Genomic DNA, 18203 nt, shown 5'->3' on the forward strand with positions numbered 1-18203 from the left:
CGACCCTTCTAGGCCAACGGCGCATGGGAAGCTAGGCGACCCAGTTTGCTCCGGCCTGACCGCGCAGATAGCCGTTGGCCAGCAAGCCATCGGGCGATGCTGCCCGTGCTGCCGCCTCCAAAGCTGCGGCATTGTCGGCGCCTGCCAGCGCATCGGTCAGCGCCTGCGCCAGCGCCACCATGTCGCCGGTCTGCGGTGAGAGCCGCAGAGATTGCACCCCGGCATCGGCAAGCGTCGTCAGATCATGGCCGGCAAAGGCGGTGGCCGCCGACAGGGTCTGCACCCCGTTCACCGCCAGAAACTGCTGGCCGTCCAGCGTATCGATGGTGCGGCCATCCAGATCGACGCCGCAGACAAACTGGCAGTTGTCCTTGCTGCGGTCGGTCAGCCGCGCGTGATAGCAGCGGCCCGAGATCGCCAGCGGCAAGCGGCCAAATCCCCAGACCTCGACCGCCACGCCCAACCGCGCGCCGGTGGCTGCCAGCGAGGCAATCGCCGCCGGTGGCAGTTCCGGCGGCAGGCAGACCCGCTTGGCCCCCTTGGCCGCCAGCCATTCCAGCGTGCCTTCGTTATACACGTTCACCAGCGGTGAGATGCTGAACCCGGCCCCGGCAGGCAGATGCGCCAGCGCCGTCAGATCGGCCACCTCGACCCCCAGCCCGGCCAGCCCCAGATCGTCGGTCATTTGCCGCTCGCGCTTCAGCGTCACCAGGGCCAGCGAGGTCAGCCAGACCTCCTTGCCCGCCGCCTGCAACCGTTCCACCGCGCGGGGAATCTCGTCCTGCCAGAACGGCAGGCGCTTGGAGCAGACAAATTCGCCCAGCACCACGCGGGCCACCGGAGCCTCGTCGGCAATGCGCGCGTAGAAATCGCGGATGCGCGGCGCATCCCAGAAAAACGCAATCGGGCCAAGCGTCAGGTCCATGTCGTCACCGCCATTTCTTGGCATAGGCGCCGGTGGTCATCGCCTGACCCTCCGACAGCGCCGCCAGCGCGCCCGTGGGCATCGGCTTGCCCGCGGCCAGCGCGTCCACCGCATCGCGGAAACTGCGCACCACCTGCGCCACGTAGGCGCGCGAGCGTTGCCGCCCCTCGATCTTCAGCGCGGTCACCCCGGCTTTCGCCAGTTGCGGCAGCAGGTCTGTGGCGTTGAGGCTGGCAGGGTCGTCGAACACATGCCCTGTCTCGCCCTTCGAGGTGAAGCAGCCCTTGCACAGCGTCGGGTAGGGCGTCGGGTCGGTCTTGCCGACCCGGTGGATGGTGAAACCGCCCAGCCGCGCCACCAGATCGGGGCCTTCCTGATCATAGACCACGTGGCTTGCGGGCGAGCAGACGCCGTTCATGTTGGGCGACTTGCCGGTGGCATAGGAGGACAGCGAACACCGCCCCTCGGCCATCACGCACAGCCCGCCGAACACGAAAACCTCGGTCTCCACCTCGGTTTCCTTGTTGATCGCGGCAATCTCGGCCACGGTCAGCACGCGCGGCAGCACCACCCGCTTGATGCCAAACTCGGCGGCGTAGAAGTTGATCACATCGGCATTGGCCGCCGCCGCCTGCACCGACAGATGCCGCCGCAGGTTGGGGTGGTTCTTGGTGGCATAGGCCAGCAGGCCAACGTCGGCCAGAATAACTGCATCGGCCCCGGCGCGTTCGGCATCGGCCACGGCGCGGTGCCACAGATCCTGGGCGCCTGCGCGGGGGAACGTGTTGATCGCCACCAGCACCTTGGCACCGTGCTGATGCGCATAACGGATGCTGTCGGTCAGTTCGGCGCGCGAGAAGTTCAGGCCGGGAAAATTGCGGGCGTTGGTCTCGTCGGCAAAGCCGCAATAGACCGCATGGGCACCGGCCTCGACCGCAGCGCGCAGGGCGGCGGGGGTGCCCGCCGGGCAGACCAGTTCCATCACAGCACACCTCCCGCGCGGTGCAGCGCCACGCCGGTGCGGCGTTCGGCAGCCGCCACCAGCCGTTTCAGCATCGGTGCCAGGGGCGGGGCCAGCCGGGTGATTTCCTCGGCCAGATCAAGCTCGGCATCGTCCACCGCATTGCGCAGGGCCAAGGCCGCCTCGGTATCGCCCTCGATCACCAGATCGCGGGAAAAGAACAGCGCGTCGCCATCGACCGCGCCGTGCACCAGCCCCAGCAGCGCCGACAGCTTGCCGGAAATCATGCAATCGGCGCCCTTGCCGTCGCGCTGCACCTTCACCTTGGCCACGCCACCCGGCAGCGAAAGCACCAGCACCAGCGGCAGGTCGGTCGGCGCCAGCGCGAAACTTTTCCCCGCCTGATCGCCCAACCGCGACACGATGCCCGGATGCCGCCGCAGGATGCCGCGCGTCAGTTGCGTCAGCATCAGCGACAGCGGCGGATTGGGCAGCAACCGCAGCGCCTGGGCGAAGGGTTTGGGAATGGCAAAGAATTCGGGCATGGCTCACCTGCCTCGGAACGGGACTCGACCCTGCTATCATCCGAAAGCGCCCGCGCAATTGATCCTTGTCAACTCGGGGCTTATGCGGGGTTGTTATGCGGGTGCGGTAACGCGAGGTTGAACATGCGCTCTCTTCCCCCCTTCCCCGAGCTTCGGGATTTTCTGGCCTGGTGCGAGGCGCAGGGCGATTTTCTGCGGATCGCGGCGCCGGTGTCGCTGCGGCACGAATCCACCGCCGTGGCCAGCAAGGTGCTGCGCAGCGGCGGGCCCGTGCTGCGGTTTGATCACGGCCATTTCGATGGCGTGCGCGCACAGATGCCGGTGATCGGCAATCTGTTCGGCACCACCTCGCGCGTGGCGGCGGGTTTGGGGCTGGCCTTGGAGCAAGTGCCTGATTTCGGGGCATTTCTGGCCGCCTTGCGCACGCCTGCGCCGGTTTCCGGCATGCGCGATGCGCTGTCGCGCTGGCCGCATCTGAAGGCCGCGTTGAACACCCGCGCCCAGATCAGCCGCAAAGGCCCGGTGCAGGCCGAGGTGATGACCGGCGATGATGTCGATCTTTCCCGCCTGCCGGTGCCGATCTGCTGGCCCGGCGATGCGGCGCCCTTGATCACCTGGCCGGTGGTGCTGACCCGGCCTTACGGCTCGACGCAAGCGCAGACCGAGACTTACAACTGCGGGGTTTACCGCGCGCAGGTGCTGGACCGGAACCGGCTGATCATGCGCTGGTTGCCGCATCGCGGCGGTGCGGCGCATCAGCGCACATGGGCGCAGGCGGGTGAACCGGCGCCAGTGGCCATCGCTTTGGGCGCCGATCCGGCCTTGTTGCTGGCCGCCGCCTTGCCGCTGCCCGAGGCGGTATCGGAGCTGACATTCTCGGGCGTGTTGCGGGGGGCGCGGACGGCTTTGGTGCCTGCGAAGACCGTGCCGCTGATGGTGCCGGCGCTGGCCGAGATCGTGCTGGAAGGCTGGGTCCATCCCGGCGATCAGGCACCCGAGGGGCCTTATGGCGACCATACCGGCTATTACAACTCGGTCGAGAATTTCCCGGTGATGCGCGTCAGTGCCATCACCCACCGCCGCGACCCGCTGTATCTGACCACCCACACCTGCCGCCCGCCGGATGAGCCTTCGGTGATTGCCGAGGTGTTCAACGATTTGGCCCTGCCGGTGATCCGCCAAAGCATCCCCGAGATGCGCGATCTGTGGCTGCCGCCTGCCGCCTGTTCCTATCGCATCGCGGTGATCAGCATCGACAAGCGCTATCCGGGGCAGGCGCGTCGGGTGATGCTGTCGCTGTGGGGGATGCTGGCGCAGTTCAGCTATACCAAGATGGTGATCGTGGTCGATGCCGACATCAACCCGCGCAACTGGGACGATATCGCCTGGGCGCTTTCGACCCGGATGGACCCGTCGCGCGATGTGGTGCTGCTGGAGCGCACGCCGATGGATTACCTGGATTTCGCCTCGCCCGAGGCCGGGTTGGCGGGCAAGATCGGCTTTGATGCCACCACAAAGATCGGCACCGAAACCACCCGCGAATGGGGGCAGGTGATGGCGCAAAGCCCCGAAGCAGAGGCTTTTGCCGATGCGCTGCTGGCGCAGATCGGGGCGGGCAAATGAGGGTGGTTCTGGGGGTCTCCGGCGCATCCGGGGCGGCGCTGGCGCTGGCGGTGGCGCGGCATCTGCGGCAGGTCGGGGCGGCGGTCGATCTGGTGGTCAGCCGGGCGGGCGAGCGGACCCTGGCCGAGGAGGTGGGGCCGGGGGCTTTGGCCGAATTGCAGGGGTTGGCGACCACGGTGCATGGCTTGGGCAATGTGGGGGCGGCGATTGCTTCCGGCTCGACCCCGGTGGCGGGGATGATCGTGGCGCCCTGTTCGATGCGCAGCCTGGCGGCGATTGCGCTGGGGCTGGACGACAACCTGCTGACCCGCGCGGCTTCGGTGCAGTTGAAGGAACGTCGCCCGCTGGTGCTGCTGGCGCGCGAGGCGCCGCTGACGCTGGCGCATCTGCGCAACATGACCCAGGCGACCGAGATGGGGGCGATTGTGTTGCCCCCCGTGCCGGCGTTTTACCTGCATCCCGAAAGCGTGGCGGATGTGGTGGAGCAGATCGCCGCCCGCGCGGTGGACCTGTTGCGGCTGGCACCACCGGTCAGCAGGGTCTGGAACCCCAGCTAGACGGAAACCTTGCTGCCGCTGAGCACCGGGCGGATCACCGGGCCGCGCAGGGCGGGGATGAAGGCCCAGAGCCAGATCAGCCAGCCCAGGCACCAGAGTGCGGCGGCGGTGCTCATCACCAGCACCGCGGTTTCCGGCCAGAATGGGGCTGCCATCCGCAAGGCGGTGGCCAGCCAGATCAGCCCGCAAGCCACCAGCAGTCCGGGCCGCGCCACCAAGGCGCCTGCCACCCGCCGCGCCGCCGCCCGCCCGGCCATCGCCGCGATCATGCCGCCCATCAGGCCCATGGTCAGGCCGTGCAGCGCGTCTTTCGGGGTCAGCGGCCCGATTTCAAGCCGCGCCAGGGCAAGGGCAAACAGCCCGATCGGCAACCAGGCAAAGCCGCCCAGCAACACCGCCAGCAACGGCTCGCGCCAGACCGGCGACAGCCAGAACCGCCGCAGCCGCCAGACCTGCGCCGCCGCCGCTGCCAGCAAACCGACAGCGCCTAACGCGCCTTCGGTGGCCAGGTAGGAGGCAATGCCAAGGATCAGAAACCCCAGCGCCAGCAGTTCCTCCCAGCGCCCGGCCACCTCGGGCGCCGGTCTTTCGCTGCGCAGCAGGAAGTTCCGGCCAAAGCCGATGATCGAGCGGGCACCGACGAGGGAGAGCAGCACAAGGTAAATCAATACAGGGGCTTGCGGGTGCAATGCCAGCCAATCGCCTGCCGCTTTCGGCCAGCCCATATAGGCCAGCGCTACCACGCCCAGCGCCACCGGCGCCAGCAGCGCCCATAGTCGTGGCCAGACCTTCGCTGCATAAATGCTGCGCAGCATGACGGCACCCAGAGCCAGCGGGAACAGCACCACCAGCGGTGTTGCGATGCCAAAGCCCAGCGCGATCTGCCCCAGCGCCCAAGCCAGCACCAGCGTCGTCAGCAGCGCGCCGCTGACCAGTGGCCGCTTGGTCCAGCCCGGCAGCGAGGTCAGCATGAAACCCGCCGTCGCCGCGCCACCAAACCCCAAAATCAGCATCGGCGCGTGAAAGGCGGCCATGCTGGCATATTCCGGCCCGCTGCCTTGCAGCGACAACAGCCAGAACACCCCGCCGATCAGCGCCCACAGGGCGGACAGCGGAAAGAACGGCCGATGCGGTGCCTCGAAGAACGATTTCACCGCCTGCCCCTTGCGGCCGGGTTGAAGCGGCACTTGCGCCATGCGTCACGATCCCACGGCATGTTACAGCCATACCACCGGCGTGATCACCTGCGAAAGCCCGGCGGCGCGCAGGGTGGTGGCGATCTGCTCCAGACGGTCCTTGGTCATGGTTTCCCAGGCCGAGGCCGGGCCGCGCACACCGTGATTGTGAAAGGCGTTCAGCTTGACCCGCGTATGCGCCCCCAGCCGCTTGACCAGCGCCACCAGCGCCTCCAGCTCGCGCCGCGTATCGGTCTTGCCGGGGATCATCAGCAGCCGCAATTCATACAGCTTGCCCGAGGCCGCCAGCAGTTCCGCCGAGGCCAGGCTTTTGTCATTGCCGCGCCCGGTCAGATAGATGTGCTGGCCCTCGTCAAACGCCTTGATGTCCAGCATCACCCCGTCGGTGACCGGCAACAGCTTGTCCCAGCCCACAGGCCCAAGATGGCCGTTGGTATCGACGAAACAGGTCAGATGCGCCAGGTCGCGCGCTTCCTTGATCGCGGTGAACAGCGCCACGCTGAATTTCAACTGCGCCGTCGCCTCGCCGCCCGACAGGGTGATGCCGGTCAGGAACGGCAGGTTCTGGCGGGTCAGCGCCAGCACTTGTCCTACGTCCATTAGCGACACCATCGGGTTGGCCGAGATCGGGCAGATGCGCAGGCAATCGTCGCAATTGGTGCAGAGGCTGGCATCGAAGGCAATCTTGCCCTCGACCAGCGACAGGGCTTTGGGGGCGCAAACCGGGATGCACAGACCGCAATCGTTGCAGCGCCGCTTGGTGTGCGGGTTGTGGCAGGTCGGGCAGGAGAAGTTGCAGCCCTGCAGGAACAGCACCATCCGGTTGCCCGGACCATCGACGCAGGAAAACAGCAGGGTCTTACTGACGATGGCCTGCAACGAACTCTTGCCCCATGACGCGCGGTTGGTGTTGCAGAATGGCGGTCTTTGCCGCCGCCTCGGCACCAAGGCCGGTGGTGTTGGTGCGCGAGCCTTTCTGCGCGTTGTGTTTCGCCACGTCCGACAGCCGGATCATGTAGCCGGTCACCCGCACCAGATCGTTGCTGGCGACATTGGCGGTGAACTCGCGGAAACCACTGGCCAGCGCGCCCTTGCAAAGCTGGAACACCGCCAGCGGATTGGCCTTGATGGTTTCATCCAGCGTCAGGATCTCGCTGATGCCCGAGGGGTAATAGGCGTGATGCGGCGCCAGCGCCTGCACATGCGCCACCGGGTCCGGCTCGGTGCCGTAGGGGATGCGCACGCCGGGGGTCAGGCCGGTATCGGTGCTGAGGCCGGCCTGGGCATGCAGCATCGCCCGGCCACGCCAGACGTTTTCCATCGGCTGCGCCTGCACGAGATCGGAAAGCGCGCGGCTGATCCGGTGGCCAAGGGCGTTGGCGGCGGCATCATGGCCGTAACGGCCGGTTTGCCCGGCCTTGGCTTGCAGCACATCCACCGCCTCGGCCATGGCGAAGATGCCATACATCGCGGTGAAACGGTCACGCTCGATCCAGCCTTCGGTCACCAGAAAACTGTCGAAAAAGCCCGAGTGATTGAAAAGATAGTCGATCCGCGCCCGCATCAGCCGGAACGCCAGATCGGCGTAGTGCGGCAGCACTTCGGTGAAGAAATGCCTGGTGTCGCGCGCCCGCAGCGCCACTTCCTTCAGGTTGATCCGCGTCAGGGTCGAGGCGCCACCGGCAATCGGCAGCGCGTTGTAGCAACTGACGATGCCATAGCCGCGAGCATCAAAGGTGGCCGCGTGCAGCGGATGGTTGGCGACATGCGGTTTCGAACATTCGACGATATTGCCGGTGGCCTGCGAAAGCAAAGCGTCGCCGCTGGTCGCCGGGTCGTAAAGCAGCGTCAGGTTGGGCGCGATCTGTTTCAGCTCGGCATCCACCCGAAGGATGGTGCGCGCCACCCGGTTGTCGGTCGGGCCGATATTGGCGTGCAGGAAGGCATCCGGCAGCACCCGGTCGATATAGCGCCAGAACAGCTTGATCTTGCGGTAGATGTCATCGTCGCTGACGCCAGTGCAGAACGGCAGCAGCAGGTCATCCAGCTTGCCGATATAGACCGGCATCCCGGTGACCGAGGGCACATGGTGATAGGCGATCATCAGGGTGTTGAGCGCCTCGTCCAGGTCTTGCGGCACCGGCAGTTCCAGCCAGTCGCTGCCTTTGGTCAGCACAACGGCATAGTCGGGCAACACATAGCGCGGCTTGTAGGGCGCATGGCCTTCGAACATGTCGCAGATCACACGGGCGTCCAGCGCCTTGGCGGTTTCGGCGTCAAGCGCGGGGTAGGGCAGCATGTTCTCGGCGGCCAGCGACAGCGCGCGGGCTTTCTGCGCCGAACTCAGGCTGGGGTCATCGGTGATGCGGCGAAGCATTTCCAACTGATCCGGCATGGCAGGCTCCTGCGGGTTGGCCCGACGGCTTCGGGTTGCCCCCAGACCTACACCGAAAGCCACCGCGGGCGCAAATGCCCTGCCGCCCGGCCCGAAAAGCCCGGACATTTTTACCGGTTAAGCCGGTGTTCACCGCACCCGACTATATCTGATCCCGGGTGTAAAACATGGGTGTGGGTATGGCTGGGCAATCGAACGCCCGCCCGATCATCATCAAACGGAAGAAGATCATCAAGGGCGGCGGGCACCACGGTGGGGCGTGGAAAGTAGCCTATGCCGACTTTGTGACCGCCATGATGGCGTTCTTCCTGCTGATGTGGATTCTGGGCGCGACGACGGAAAAGCAACGCAAGGGTGTGGCCGATTATTTCAGCCCCACCATCCCGATCAACCGCGTCTCGGGCGGTGGCGAGGGCATGTTTGGCGGCGACAGCGTGTTTTCCGAACAAACCATGCCGCAATCGGGCACCGGTGCCTCGGACCGCAGCCCGACCGAGCAGAATCAGGCACGCGGAGAGAACGCCGATGCCGAAGCCCAGGCCGCAGCCCAGATCGCATCGGTCGAAAAGGCGCTGACGGCACTTGGCGGCGAAAGCATGACGATGGAAGCTGCACTGCGTCATGTGGTGACAAAAGTCACTGACGAGGGTCTGGTGATTGAAATCTTCGATCTGCAAGAGGCACCGCTGTTTGCCGAAGGCACGGACGATCCGCAACCCGTCCTGCGCGACATTGCCAAGATGCTGGCCGAGGTTCTGGGGCTGGCCAGCAACAGTGTGGCGGTCAATGGCTATGTCAAAGCCTATCCGATCATGATGATCGACAATCCGGTCTGGGATTTGTCGGCCGCACGGGCGCAGGCGATGCGCGATCTGATTCAGACTGCCGGTCTGCCTGCCAATCGCGTGCAGCGCATCAGCGGCTATGCCGACCACAAGCCGGTGACCGCCGACCCGACGGCGATCCGCAACAACCGGGTGGAGGTCATTTTGCTGCGCCGGGACCGCTGAGGAAACAGATAGAATTTTATCTGTTAGCTGGATCTTAAGCCGCTGCCCGCAGGGTCGATTCACAAGTCGATGCAGCAGAAAGGCGGCAACACATGACGATTTCCTCCGCGCTCAGTGCCGGGGTGGCCGGGCTCAATGCCAATGCCACCCGGCTCGCGTCCATTTCCGACAACATCGCCAACTCGGGTACTTACGGCTACAAACGCGCCAGTACCGACTTTGAAAGCATGGTCATCACTCAGGCGGCAGGTGCGGGCACCTATTCGGCGGGTGGTGTGCGCGCATCTACAACGCGGCTGATCGACGAACGCGGCGCGCTAGTTTCCACCTCCAACGCGCTTGATCTTGCGGTTTCCGGTCGCGGCATGTTGCCGGTTTCAGCGACCGCTGGTCTTGGCACCGATCTGGCAGGCACCAACCTGATGATGACCACGACCGGCTCGTTCCGCCCCGATGCCAACGGGGTGCTGCGCACCCAATCCGGGCTGGTGCTGCTGGGCTGGCCTGCCAATGCCGATGGCACGATTCCGGTCCTGCCGCGCGATACCATCGCGGGGCTGACGCCGGTGGTGATCAACTCCAACCAGCAGGCGGGCGACCCGACCACGGAAATGAAACTGGGGGTCAACTTGCCCGCAACGCAGACCACAGCTGGTGCTGCGGGCACAACGTTGCCGCTGTCGATCGAGTATTTCGGCAACCTCGGCACCTCGGAAACGCTGGATGTCACCTTCACGCCAACGGTACCGGCCACCGGGTCGTCCAATGAATGGAAGATGGAAATTCGCGACTCGGCGCAAGGCGGCGCGCTGGTCGGCGAATACACGATCGTTTTTGATGACAGTCGCGGCAACGGCGGCACCATCGCTTCGGTCACCACGGTGTCGGGCGGCGCCTACAATGCCGCCGACGGCACGCTGGCGCTGACTGTTGCCGGTGGCCCGCTGACCATGACCATCGGCAAGGTCGGCGACCCCAATGGCCTGACCCAGCTTTCCGACAGCTTTGCGCCAACCTCGATCACCAAGAACGGCTCGCCCGTGGGCAACCTGATGGAGGTTGAAGTTGATGAAAACGGCTATCTGACCGCCAGCTACGATACCGGATTTACCCGGCGGCTGTATCAGATTCCGCTGGTGGATACGCCCAACCTGAACGGCCTGATCGCGCTGAACAACCAGACCTACCAGATATCGCCCAACTCTGGCTCGTTCTTCCTGTGGGATGCGGGTGACGGCCCGACCGGCGCTGTGGTCGGCTATTCCCGCGAAGGCTCCACCACCGATGTGGCCGCCGAACTGACCAACCTGATCCAGACCCAGCGCGCCTATTCGTCCAATGCCAAGGTCATCCAGACCGTTGACGAAATGTTGCAGGAAACCACCAACATCAAACGCTAGGGGCCTGAGCCATGAGCCTGTCAGCCTCGCTTTCCAATGCCATGTCCGGCCTGACCGCCTCCTCGCGGGCAGCCGAAGTGGTGTCGTCCAACGTCGCCAACGCGATGACGGAAGGCTATGCCCGGCGCGAGATCAACCTTGCGGCCTTGTCGCTGGGCGGTGCGGGCAAAGGCGTGGTGGTCACGGGCATCAACCGTGTCGTCAACCAGTCGCTGCTGGCGGACCGACGGGTGGCCGAGGCCGGGGTGGGCGACCGCGACGCCCGGACCGCCTTTCTGCAACGGCTGGAATCGACGCTGGGCACCTCAGACAGCGCCAGTTCGGTGCTGGGCCGGGTGGCCGCTTTCGATTCCGCGCTGATCGAGGCCAGCAGCCGCCCCGAATCCGAGGCGCGTCTGTCGAATGTGCTGGTGGCGGCGCAATCGCTGGCCAGTGGCATCAATGCGGCCTCGACCGATATCCAGGCCGCCCGCGCATCCGCCGATGACCAGATCGAAACCGAGGTCGCCACGCTGAACGCCGGTTTGGCGCGCATTGCCGAATTGAACGTTCAGATCCGCGCGCAGTTCGGGGTCAGCCGGGATGCCACTGCCCTGATGGACCAGCGCCAGCAACTGGTGGATCAGCTTGCCAGCATCGTGCCGCTGCGCGAGGTGGACCGCGGCCACAACCAGATCGCGCTTTACACCACCGGCGGCATCCAGTTGCTCGACGGGCGTGCCGCGGTGATCGAGTTCACGCCGGTCGGCGTGGTGACGCCCGACATGACCTTGGCCTCGGGAAGCCTTTCGGGGCTGACGTTGAACGGCCGCTCCCTGCCGACATCGGGCGCCGCCAGCATGATCGGCGGCGGCAGTCTGGCTGCGCATTTCGCGGTGCGCGACGAACTTGCCCCTGCCGCGCAAACCAAGCTGGACGCCGTCGCCCGCGATCTGGTCGAACGCTTCGCCGATCCCGCCATCGACACCACCCGCGCGCCGGGCGATCCGGGCCTGTTCACCGACGCCGGTAGCGCCTTTGTCGCCACTGATGAGGTCGGTCTTTCACAGCGGCTGGCGTTGAATGGCGCGGTCGATCCGGCGCAGGGCGGTGCGCTGTGGCGGCTGCGCGATGGCATGGGCGCGGTTGCTCCCGGCCTTTCCGGCAACTCCGCGCTGCTGTCCAGCCTGCAAACGGCGCTTGCTGCCCCGCGCGCACCGGTTTCGGGCGGGTTCATGCCGGGCGCCCGCAGCTTTTCATCGCTGAATGCCGACGTGATCTCGGGCGTGTCCACCGCACGGCTGGGTGCCGAAGCGGAATCAAGCTTCGCCACGGCGCGGGCAACGGCGCTGCAACAGCAAGAGCTGGAGAATGGCGTTGATACCGACCAGGAAATGCAGAAACTTTTGCTGATCGAACAGGCCTATTCGGCCAACGCCCGGGTGATCCAGACTGCGGGCGACATGATCGACATCTTGATGGGAATTTGAAATGACCCTGGTTTCCCTGGGTGACATGGCCCAATCCTTCATGTTGCGGCGGCAGAACGCGGCACTGAAGGCCCAGTTGCAGACCCTGTCCACCGAAGTGACCACCGGAATCGCCTCTGATACCGGGCGGCAGACCAGGGGTGATCTGGCACCGCTAAGTGCAATCGACGCTTCACTGTCTCGGCTGGATGCTTATGGTGCGGCGACGTCCGAATCCGGTCTTTTCACCGAAGCCATGCAAACAGCCCTGTCCACCATCGAAGAAATGGCTGCGGAATTCGGCCCGGCCCTGCTGCAGACGGCAGAGTCCAGTCTGGATGTCTCCATCAGCAATATCGGCAACACGGCGCGTCAGAAGTTCGAAACCACAATTGCCACGCTGAATGCGCGCGTCGGCGATCGAAGTCTGTTTGCCGGGCAGGCCACCAACGGTCCTGCCCTTGCCAATTCTGAAACCATTCTTGCCGCACTGGATACCGCCATCCTGGGCGCGGTGAGCGCGACCGATGTGGCAACCGCGATTTCGACCTGGTTCGACGACCCGGCCGGATATGCGTCCGTGGCCTACCAGGGCGATGCTTCCCTGTCGCCTTTGGCGATTGCCGCGGGTGAATCGGCCGAAATCAAGGTCACGGCGATGGACCCGGCGGTGCGCGAGACCCTGAAAGGCTTTGCCATGGCGGCGATGCTTGATCGTGGCGCGCTGGCCGGCTCTCCGGAATCCCGCGCCGACTTGGCCCGCCTGGCCGGCGAGAAACTGGTCGGCACCGCCACGGATCGCGCCTACCTTGCCGCCGACCTTGGCGTGGTCGAGGGTCAGATCGAATCCGCCAAGGCGCGCAACGGCGCCGAAACCACGGCTTTGCAGATCGCCCGGCTCGGCATCGTGTCGGTCGATCCCTATGACACAGCGACCAAACTTGAATCGACCCAGACCCAGCTGGAAACGCTTTACACGATCACCGCGCGGCTTTCGCGCCTCAGCCTGATGGATTTCCTGCGATGATTCGCGCTGTTTTTCTGTTCCTTTGCCTTGCGTTTCCAGCGGCTGCCAGCCCGATCCGGATCAAGGATCTGGTGCAGTTCGACGGGGTGCGCGGCAACGATCTGGTGGGCTACGGTCTGGTGGTCGGGCTGAACGGTACCGGAGACGGCATCCGCAACTCGCCCTTCACGGAAGAGATCATGTCGAACCTGCTGGAGCGGCTGGGCGTCAACGTCGCGGGCGAACAATACCGGCCCAAGAACGTCGCCGCGGTGTTCGTCACGGCCGCGTTGCCGCCATTTGCCCGCGCGGGCGGGCAGATCGACGTTTCGGTGTCGGCCATTGGCGATTCGAAAAGCCTGTTGGGCGGCACGCTGATCATGACGCCGCTGAACGGCGCTGATGGCCAGATTTATGCCGTGGCTCAGGGCACTATCATCGCTGGTGGTATCTCGGCCGAGGGCGATGCGGCGCGGGTAGTGCAGGGCGTGCCGACAGCGGGGGTTATCCCCTCCGGCGCGCGGGTGGAACGTGAGGTCGAATTTGATTTCTCCAGCCTGACCTCGGTGCGGCTGGCGCTGCGCACCGCCGATTTCACCACCGCCGGACGGATCGAACAGGTTATCAATCAGGAGTTTGGTCGCAGTATCGCGGTGATGCTGGATTCGGGCACCGTGGCGCTGGATCTTTCGGGGGCCCGAATGGCCTCGCCCGCGCATGTGCTGGGGCGGGTGGAGAACCTGCTGGTCGAGCCGGAAACCCGGGCGCGGGTGGTGGTGGACCAGCGGTCGGGCACCATCGTGATGGGCGAGGATGTGCGGATAAGTCGTGTTGCCGTGGCTCAGGGCAATCTGACCCTGCGCATCGAGGAATCGCCGATGGTGGTCCAGCCCAACCCCTTCACTGATGGCGAAAGCATCGTGGTGCCGCGGACCCGGGCCGATATCAACAAGGGTGATGGCACCGGGTTGGCCGAAATCACTGGAGGCACCAACCTTTCAGAAGTGGTGGCCGGCCTGAACGCGCTTGGCGTGGCGCCGCATGACATGATCGACATTCTGAAAAGCATCAATGCGGCAGGTGCGCTGCACGCCGAGTTCCTGGTGCAGTAACGCCGCGCGGAAGTTCGTGCGGAGGGCCGACCGTGGCGCGCCGCGCGGGTTGTCGCGCTGACGGAAGGCAACCTGTCGACCGTGCACATCGGGTCTTCCACCATTCGGGCGAATGGCAAAAGGCGCAACACTCGGAGCTGCGCTTTTTCTTTGGAAACCGGGGGTGCTTTGGCCTGAACTGCGCTGCAATCGGAATGGGGTGTCGATCAGGCCCTGCTGCGCTGACTAGAAGTAACTTCGCACCAGCGCGCCGGAAACCAGGCTCCAGCCATCGGCCACCACGAAGAATGCCAGCTTGAAAGGCAGCGACACGATCGAGGGCGGCACCATCATCATCCCCATCGACATCAGCACCGCAGCCACCACCAGATCAATGATGAGGAACGGCAAGAAAATCAGAAAGCCGATCTCGAAGGCGCGCTGAATCTCGCTGAGCAGAAACGACGGCACCATCAGCGACAGCGGCGCTTGCGCAACCGACGAAGATTCGCCGGGCCGCAGCGCCTGCATGGCGGCGAAGGTATCGGCATCCATTCGTGCCGACATGAACACCCGGAACGGCGCCAAAATCGCCGGGATCGCGGTTTGCAGATCGGTTTCGCCGCGGGTCAGCGGTTCCATCCCGGTGGTCCAGGCCTCGGTGAATACCGGGTCCATCACATACCAGGTCAGGAACAGCGCGAGGCTGACGATCAGCATGTTGGGTGGCGATTGTTGCAGGCCGATGGCCTGCCGCAGAATCGACAACACAGTGACGATGAAAGGAAAACAGGTGATCATCACCGCCAGCCCCGGCACAAGGCTGAGCACGGTGATCAGCACCAGAAGCTGGATCGACCGGGCGCTGAGCGAACCCTGATCGCCAAGGTTCAGCGTCAGCTCCTGCGCCAGAACCGGCCCGGCAAGGCCGATCAGCAAAACCGCCAATGCTGTGGCGGGCAACCAATTGCGCATCACAACCCGCCGCGCAGATTGGCAACCTCGGTCAGCCGCACCGCCAGTTGGCCGGCCTGATCGCCGTCCAGTTCCTGCAACTCGCCGCGCGCGATCAGCCGGTCGCCAACGTAAAGCTCCACTGGATCGTCGACCCGCCGGTCCAGCGGCAAAACCGCGTCACGCTGCAGTTTCAGCAGGTCGCGCACCTGCGGGCGGGCCTTGCCGACGGAAATGGTGATCTCGATCGGTACTTGCGAAAACGGGTTGGAGTCGGCCGCGTCATCCATGGGAGGCATCCTTTTCTGAAAGCCCGAAGAAGCCGCGCACGGCGGCAGTGATTTCGGCTGTTGCCCGGTCCAGATCGACGCGGGTTTCACAATCGCCCAGCCGCAGGTAAACTTGGCCCTCACCCAGCGTCGGTTCTTCGACAATGCGCAGCGGCAGACCGGTGGCCTGTTCCAGCAAGGCCTCGACAGCCGGGCGCGCAGCCGGGTTCAACACCAATGACACCGGCGCATCCGCCATATTTTCGGCCATCGGCATAAGGGTTTCCAGCACCACCGGTGCCAACGCTTCGCGCGCTACGTCCGGCAACAGGCGGCAGACGATTTCCTGCATCAGCGGCTCGACTGCGCGCAGAACATGCATGCGGGCCTCGTGGTAGGTGAAACCCAGCGTCTGAAGGTTTCGCGCAAGGTCGGCACCGATGCGGCTCTGATCATCGGCCTGGGCAGCGCTGGCATCGTCCCAGCCGGCGGAATAGCCTTGCTCGTAGGCGGCAAGCCGCGCCTCTTCCAATGCGCTGATGTCGGTGACCACAGTCGAGTGCGACGATTTGTCTGTGACTTCAAATACTTCGAGTTTAAGCAGCGGCATCAGGCCTGCTCCTCTTCGGTTTCCATCCAGCCGCGCAGGATTTCCACCGATTCTGCCTGCCGCTCTTCGATCAGGCGGCGCAGGCGGCTCATCGGGTCATTGGCATCGGCCTCGTCTTCGGCAACGTCATCGCCAAAGCCCATGGTCGGCAGCGTAAACCCATCGTCGATCTCGCCGGTCAGCACCCGGTTTTCGCCACCTGCGCCATTCGGCAAGGCCAGTTGTGCGCCGGGACCGGGCAGTTCTGCCATGCGGCGCGGCAGGTTGGTCAGCACCGGCCGGATGACAAACAGCCCCAGCACCAGCGCGACGACGGCCAGCACCGCAAGCTGGATCATCGACATCAGGTCTATCGGGCCGATATCGGCGAACATCGAGGCTTCGGCCAGGGTTCCGGCCTCGGCCAACGGCTCGAAGGCCAGCGATTTCAGGGTCAGCACGTCGCCACGCGTCTCGTCCAGCCCGACCGCCGAGGCCACCAGTTCGCGCAGCACCGCCAGTTCTTCCTCGGGGCGCGGCTGCCAGCTTATCGTGCCATCGGCGGCCGTGACCTGCAGGCCGTCCACCAGCACCGCCACGCTCAGTTTGCGCACCGCCCCCGGCACCCGCAGCAATTCGCGGCTGGTCTCCGAGACTTCGAAATTGGTCAGTTCGCGGGTCTCGCTGGTCTGGCTTTGGCCGTTGCCACCCGCTGCCGCGTTGCCCTGCGGCAGGTTGGAGGCGACGGTCACGTCACCCGAAGGCTCGGTTGCGGAACTGGTTTTCTCCGTCGCATCGGTAGAGATTGGCACCCGCCCCTGCGGATCGAATTTGCGTTCGGTGATGGATTCCCGTTCGGTCACCACATCGACGCTGACCTCGACCACCGACTTGCCCGGGCCGACCCTTGCTGCCAGCAACCGCTCGACATTCGTTCGCAATTCGGCGGCGCGATCCTGCCCGCCATTTCCGGTGAGCGTGTTGTCGTCGGCCGCCATGATCAGCCCCCCGACGGTGTCGATCACCGATACGTCTTCGGGCTGCATCCCGGCCACCGCGGCGGCAATCAGGTGTTTCAACGCTTTGGCCTGAAGCGGAGGCAAGGAGCCGGTGGTTGTGGTGACCGTGACCGAGGCCGTGGCCAGCACGTCGCGTCGGAACGGTTGCGCCGGGGCCTGGGCGATATGCACCCGCGCCGCCCGGATCTGCGGATTGGCCAGAATGGTGCGGGCAAGCTCGCCTTCCTTGGCGCGCCAATAGGCGGCATCGAACATTTGCGAGGTGGTGCCAAAGCCCGACAGCCCATCCAGCAATTCGTAGCCGGCAGCGCCCATCGTGGGCAGGCCTTCGGTCGCAAGGGTCATCCGCAGCGAATCCCGCTGGGTGACATCGACCAGAATCGAATCACCTTTCACCTCATAGGCGACCCCGCGTTGGTCCAAAGCGGCCACAACCTCGCCCGCAGCCCGATTGTCGAGGCCCGCGTACAGCAGCGCCATGCTGGGGGTATTTGCCATGCGCGAAAGCCCCAAAACCGCCAGAAACATGGCAATTGTGGCCCCGATCACGATGATCCGACGACGGGCATCAAGTGCTGACCAGAGCGAGAATAGGTTCTGCAACGACTGTCTCCGACCTTGGGGCTTCTGCCCCGTTCCTGCACAGCTTTGAAGGATCGGGCTTAACAATCGGTTAGTGACCTTGGGTTTATATCTGGCCCAATCAAAGTGCCGGAGGTGGCCATGGCAGAAGCCGAAGAACCGCAGGACGCGGCCCCGAAGAAGAAATCCAAGCTGCCCCTGATCATCGGGCTGGTGCTGGCACTGCTGCTTGGTGGCGGCGGCTTTTATGCCACCTATTCCGGCTTGTTGTTTGGTGCCGCGCATGAAGAGGTTGCCGCCGATGCGCACGCGGCCAGTGCGTTGCCCGACATTGCCTTTGTGCCGATCGAGCCGGTGGTGATCTCGCTGGGGGCAGCGGCACAGAATGCGCATCTGCGGATGACGGCGCAACTGGAAGTTGCCAAGCCCTATGAGGCCGAAGTGGTTCTACTGATGCCGCGGGTGCTGGATGTGCTGAACGGTTATCTGCGCGCCGTCGAGGTGGCGCAGTTGGAAGATCCGGCGGCGCTGGTGCGGCTGCGGGCGCAGATGCTGCGGCGGATTCAGATCGTCACCGGCGATGGCCGGGTGCGTGATCTGCTGATCACCGAATTTGTCCTGAACTGAGGGGAG

General features: G+C 65.0%; 18 protein-coding genes. 8 read left to right on the top strand and 10 right to left on the bottom strand.

Going from position 1 to position 18203, the window contains the following annotated elements; translation table 11 throughout:
• Positions 1–31 precede the first annotated feature (31 nt).
• Genes ubiV through ubiT form a run of 3 tightly spaced genes read right to left on the bottom strand, consistent with a single transcriptional unit; the run spans position 32 to position 2431 of the window.
• Complete coding sequence (ubiV, locus tag RSW2DRAFT_RS01800; protein WP_008027446.1) at positions 32–925, bottom strand: ubiquinone anaerobic biosynthesis protein UbiV; 894 nt, start codon at positions 923–925, stop codon at positions 32–34.
• Positions 926–929: 4 nt separating this feature from the next.
• Entirely contained in the window at positions 930–1907 is a 978-nt protein-coding gene (gene ubiU, locus RSW2DRAFT_RS01805) for a ubiquinone anaerobic biosynthesis protein UbiU (RefSeq protein ID WP_008027447.1), read from the bottom strand.
• A complete protein-coding gene (ubiT, locus tag RSW2DRAFT_RS01810; protein WP_008027450.1) occupies positions 1907–2431 on the bottom strand; it encodes a ubiquinone anaerobic biosynthesis accessory factor UbiT in 525 nt (174 codons plus the stop codon). Before ubiT ends, ubiU begins: the two co-directional genes overlap by 1 nt.
• Before the next feature lie 123 nt (positions 2432–2554).
• Here ubiT and RSW2DRAFT_RS01815 point away from each other — a divergent pair, with 123 nt between their 5' ends.
• Complete coding sequence (locus tag RSW2DRAFT_RS01815) at positions 2555–4054, top strand: UbiD family decarboxylase (protein ID WP_008027452.1); 1500 nt, start codon at positions 2555–2557, stop codon at positions 4052–4054.
• Positions 4051–4611, top strand: coding sequence for a UbiX family flavin prenyltransferase (locus tag RSW2DRAFT_RS01820; RefSeq protein ID WP_008027454.1), 561 nt, complete (start codon positions 4051–4053; stop codon positions 4609–4611). The genes RSW2DRAFT_RS01815 and RSW2DRAFT_RS01820 overlap by 4 nt, the downstream gene beginning before the upstream one ends.
• Here the strand turns inward: RSW2DRAFT_RS01820 and RSW2DRAFT_RS01825 are convergent.
• Genes RSW2DRAFT_RS01825 through RSW2DRAFT_RS01835 form a run of 3 tightly spaced genes read right to left on the bottom strand, consistent with a single transcriptional unit; the run spans position 4608 to position 8202 of the window.
• Positions 4608–5807 carry an NnrS family protein gene (locus RSW2DRAFT_RS01825; RefSeq protein WP_008027456.1) on the bottom strand — a complete coding sequence of 400 codons (1200 nt, stop codon included), beginning with the start codon at positions 5805–5807 and terminating at the stop codon, positions 4608–4610. The genes RSW2DRAFT_RS01820 and RSW2DRAFT_RS01825 overlap by 4 nt on opposite strands.
• A 21-nt stretch (positions 5808–5828) precedes the next feature.
• Positions 5829–6686: a YjjW family glycine radical enzyme activase gene (locus RSW2DRAFT_RS01830; protein ID WP_008027458.1), complete on the bottom strand. Its 858-nt coding sequence runs from the start codon at positions 6684–6686 to the stop codon at positions 5829–5831.
• Positions 6667–8202 (bottom strand): YjjI family glycine radical enzyme, encoded by a 1536-nt coding sequence (locus RSW2DRAFT_RS01835; protein ID WP_008027460.1) that lies wholly within the window; start codon positions 8200–8202, stop codon positions 6667–6669. The genes RSW2DRAFT_RS01830 and RSW2DRAFT_RS01835 overlap by 20 nt, the downstream gene beginning before the upstream one ends.
• Before the next feature lie 179 nt (positions 8203–8381).
• Here RSW2DRAFT_RS01835 and RSW2DRAFT_RS01840 point away from each other — a divergent pair, with 179 nt between their 5' ends.
• The 5 genes from RSW2DRAFT_RS01840 to RSW2DRAFT_RS01860 all read left to right on the top strand — a co-directional run bounded on the left by RSW2DRAFT_RS01840 (position 8382) and on the right by RSW2DRAFT_RS01860 (position 14178).
• A complete protein-coding gene (locus RSW2DRAFT_RS01840) occupies positions 8382–9212 on the top strand; it encodes an OmpA/MotB family protein (protein WP_040671422.1) in 831 nt (276 codons plus the stop codon).
• Between the two features lie 92 nt (positions 9213–9304).
• The gene (locus RSW2DRAFT_RS01845; protein WP_008027463.1) at positions 9305–10612 is read left to right on the top strand and encodes a flagellar hook protein FlgE; all 1308 of its coding nucleotides are present in this window, start codon (positions 9305–9307) and stop codon (positions 10610–10612) included.
• A gap of 11 nt (positions 10613–10623) precedes the next feature.
• Positions 10624–12081, top strand: coding sequence for a flagellar hook-associated protein FlgK (gene flgK / locus RSW2DRAFT_RS01850; protein ID WP_008027466.1), 1458 nt, complete (start codon positions 10624–10626; stop codon positions 12079–12081).
• Position 12082: 1 nt separating this feature from the next.
• On the top strand, positions 12083–13087 hold the full coding sequence (locus RSW2DRAFT_RS01855; RefSeq protein ID WP_008027468.1) for a flagellin: 1005 nt from the start codon (positions 12083–12085) through the stop codon (positions 13085–13087).
• Positions 13084–14178 carry a flagellar basal body P-ring protein FlgI gene (locus RSW2DRAFT_RS01860; protein WP_008027469.1) on the top strand — a complete coding sequence of 365 codons (1095 nt, stop codon included), beginning with the start codon at positions 13084–13086 and terminating at the stop codon, positions 14176–14178. The genes RSW2DRAFT_RS01855 and RSW2DRAFT_RS01860 overlap by 4 nt, the downstream gene beginning before the upstream one ends.
• A 225-nt stretch (positions 14179–14403) precedes the next feature.
• On the opposite strand, the gene fliP is transcribed toward RSW2DRAFT_RS01860, so the two are convergent.
• From fliP to fliF, 4 genes are read right to left on the bottom strand one after another with little or no spacing between them, the layout of a single operon-like run.
• Entirely contained in the window at positions 14404–15132 is a 729-nt protein-coding gene (gene fliP, locus RSW2DRAFT_RS01865) for a flagellar type III secretion system pore protein FliP (RefSeq protein WP_008027471.1), read from the bottom strand.
• Positions 15132–15401: a FliM/FliN family flagellar motor switch protein gene (locus RSW2DRAFT_RS01870; protein WP_008027473.1), complete on the bottom strand. Its 270-nt coding sequence runs from the start codon at positions 15399–15401 to the stop codon at positions 15132–15134. Before RSW2DRAFT_RS01870 ends, fliP begins: the two co-directional genes overlap by 1 nt.
• Positions 15394–15990: a FliH/SctL family protein gene (locus tag RSW2DRAFT_RS01875; RefSeq protein WP_008027476.1), complete on the bottom strand. Its 597-nt coding sequence runs from the start codon at positions 15988–15990 to the stop codon at positions 15394–15396. The genes RSW2DRAFT_RS01870 and RSW2DRAFT_RS01875 overlap by 8 nt, the downstream gene beginning before the upstream one ends.
• Positions 15990–17591, bottom strand: coding sequence for a flagellar basal-body MS-ring/collar protein FliF (fliF, locus tag RSW2DRAFT_RS01880; protein WP_008027478.1), 1602 nt, complete (start codon positions 17589–17591; stop codon positions 15990–15992). The genes RSW2DRAFT_RS01875 and fliF overlap by 1 nt, the downstream gene beginning before the upstream one ends.
• A 120-nt stretch (positions 17592–17711) precedes the next feature.
• Here fliF and RSW2DRAFT_RS01885 point away from each other — a divergent pair, with 120 nt between their 5' ends.
• Entirely contained in the window at positions 17712–18197 is a 486-nt protein-coding gene (locus RSW2DRAFT_RS01885) for a flagellar basal body-associated FliL family protein (RefSeq protein ID WP_008027480.1), read from the top strand.
• The last annotated feature ends 6 nt before the right edge of the window (positions 18198–18203 follow it).

It is taken from the genome of Rhodobacter ferrooxidans (genome assembly GCF_000176015.1).
Taxonomy (GTDB): Bacteria; Pseudomonadota; Alphaproteobacteria; order Rhodobacterales; family Rhodobacteraceae; genus Pseudorhodobacter_B; species Pseudorhodobacter_B ferrooxidans.

Bases quoted from the DNA above. Each gene is read 5' to 3' on its own strand.
- RSW2DRAFT_RS01820 (WP_008027454.1), top strand. From the start codon at position 4,051: ATGAGGGTGGTTCTGGGGGTCTCCGGCGCATCCGGGGCGGCGCTGGCG.
- RSW2DRAFT_RS01835 (WP_008027460.1), bottom strand. From the start codon at position 8,202: ATGCCGGATCAGTTGGAAATGCTTCGCCGCATCACCGATGACCCCAGC.
- RSW2DRAFT_RS01885 (WP_008027480.1), top strand. From the start codon at position 17,712: ATGGCAGAAGCCGAAGAACCGCAGGACGCGGCCCCGAAGAAGAAATCC.
- flgK (WP_008027466.1), top strand. From the start codon at position 10,624: ATGAGCCTGTCAGCCTCGCTTTCCAATGCCATGTCCGGCCTGACCGCC.
- fliP (WP_008027471.1), bottom strand. From the start codon at position 15,132: ATGCGCAATTGGTTGCCCGCCACAGCATTGGCGGTTTTGCTGATCGGC.
- RSW2DRAFT_RS01860 (WP_008027469.1), top strand. From the start codon at position 13,084: ATGATTCGCGCTGTTTTTCTGTTCCTTTGCCTTGCGTTTCCAGCGGCT.
- RSW2DRAFT_RS01855 (WP_008027468.1), top strand. From the start codon at position 12,083: ATGACCCTGGTTTCCCTGGGTGACATGGCCCAATCCTTCATGTTGCGG.
- ubiV (WP_008027446.1), bottom strand. From the start codon at position 925: ATGGACCTGACGCTTGGCCCGATTGCGTTTTTCTGGGATGCGCCGCGC.
- RSW2DRAFT_RS01815 (WP_008027452.1), top strand. From the start codon at position 2,555: ATGCGCTCTCTTCCCCCCTTCCCCGAGCTTCGGGATTTTCTGGCCTGG.
- RSW2DRAFT_RS01875 (WP_008027476.1), bottom strand. From the start codon at position 15,990: ATGCCGCTGCTTAAACTCGAAGTATTTGAAGTCACAGACAAATCGTCG.
- RSW2DRAFT_RS01845 (WP_008027463.1), top strand. From the start codon at position 9,305: ATGACGATTTCCTCCGCGCTCAGTGCCGGGGTGGCCGGGCTCAATGCC.
- RSW2DRAFT_RS01840 (WP_040671422.1), top strand. From the start codon at position 8,382: ATGGCTGGGCAATCGAACGCCCGCCCGATCATCATCAAACGGAAGAAG.
- RSW2DRAFT_RS01825 (WP_008027456.1), bottom strand. From the start codon at position 5,807: ATGGCGCAAGTGCCGCTTCAACCCGGCCGCAAGGGGCAGGCGGTGAAA.
- ubiT (WP_008027450.1), bottom strand. From the start codon at position 2,431: ATGCCCGAATTCTTTGCCATTCCCAAACCCTTCGCCCAGGCGCTGCGG.
- RSW2DRAFT_RS01870 (WP_008027473.1), bottom strand. From the start codon at position 15,401: ATGGATGACGCGGCCGACTCCAACCCGTTTTCGCAAGTACCGATCGAG.
- ubiU (WP_008027447.1), bottom strand. From the start codon at position 1,907: ATGGAACTGGTCTGCCCGGCGGGCACCCCCGCCGCCCTGCGCGCTGCG.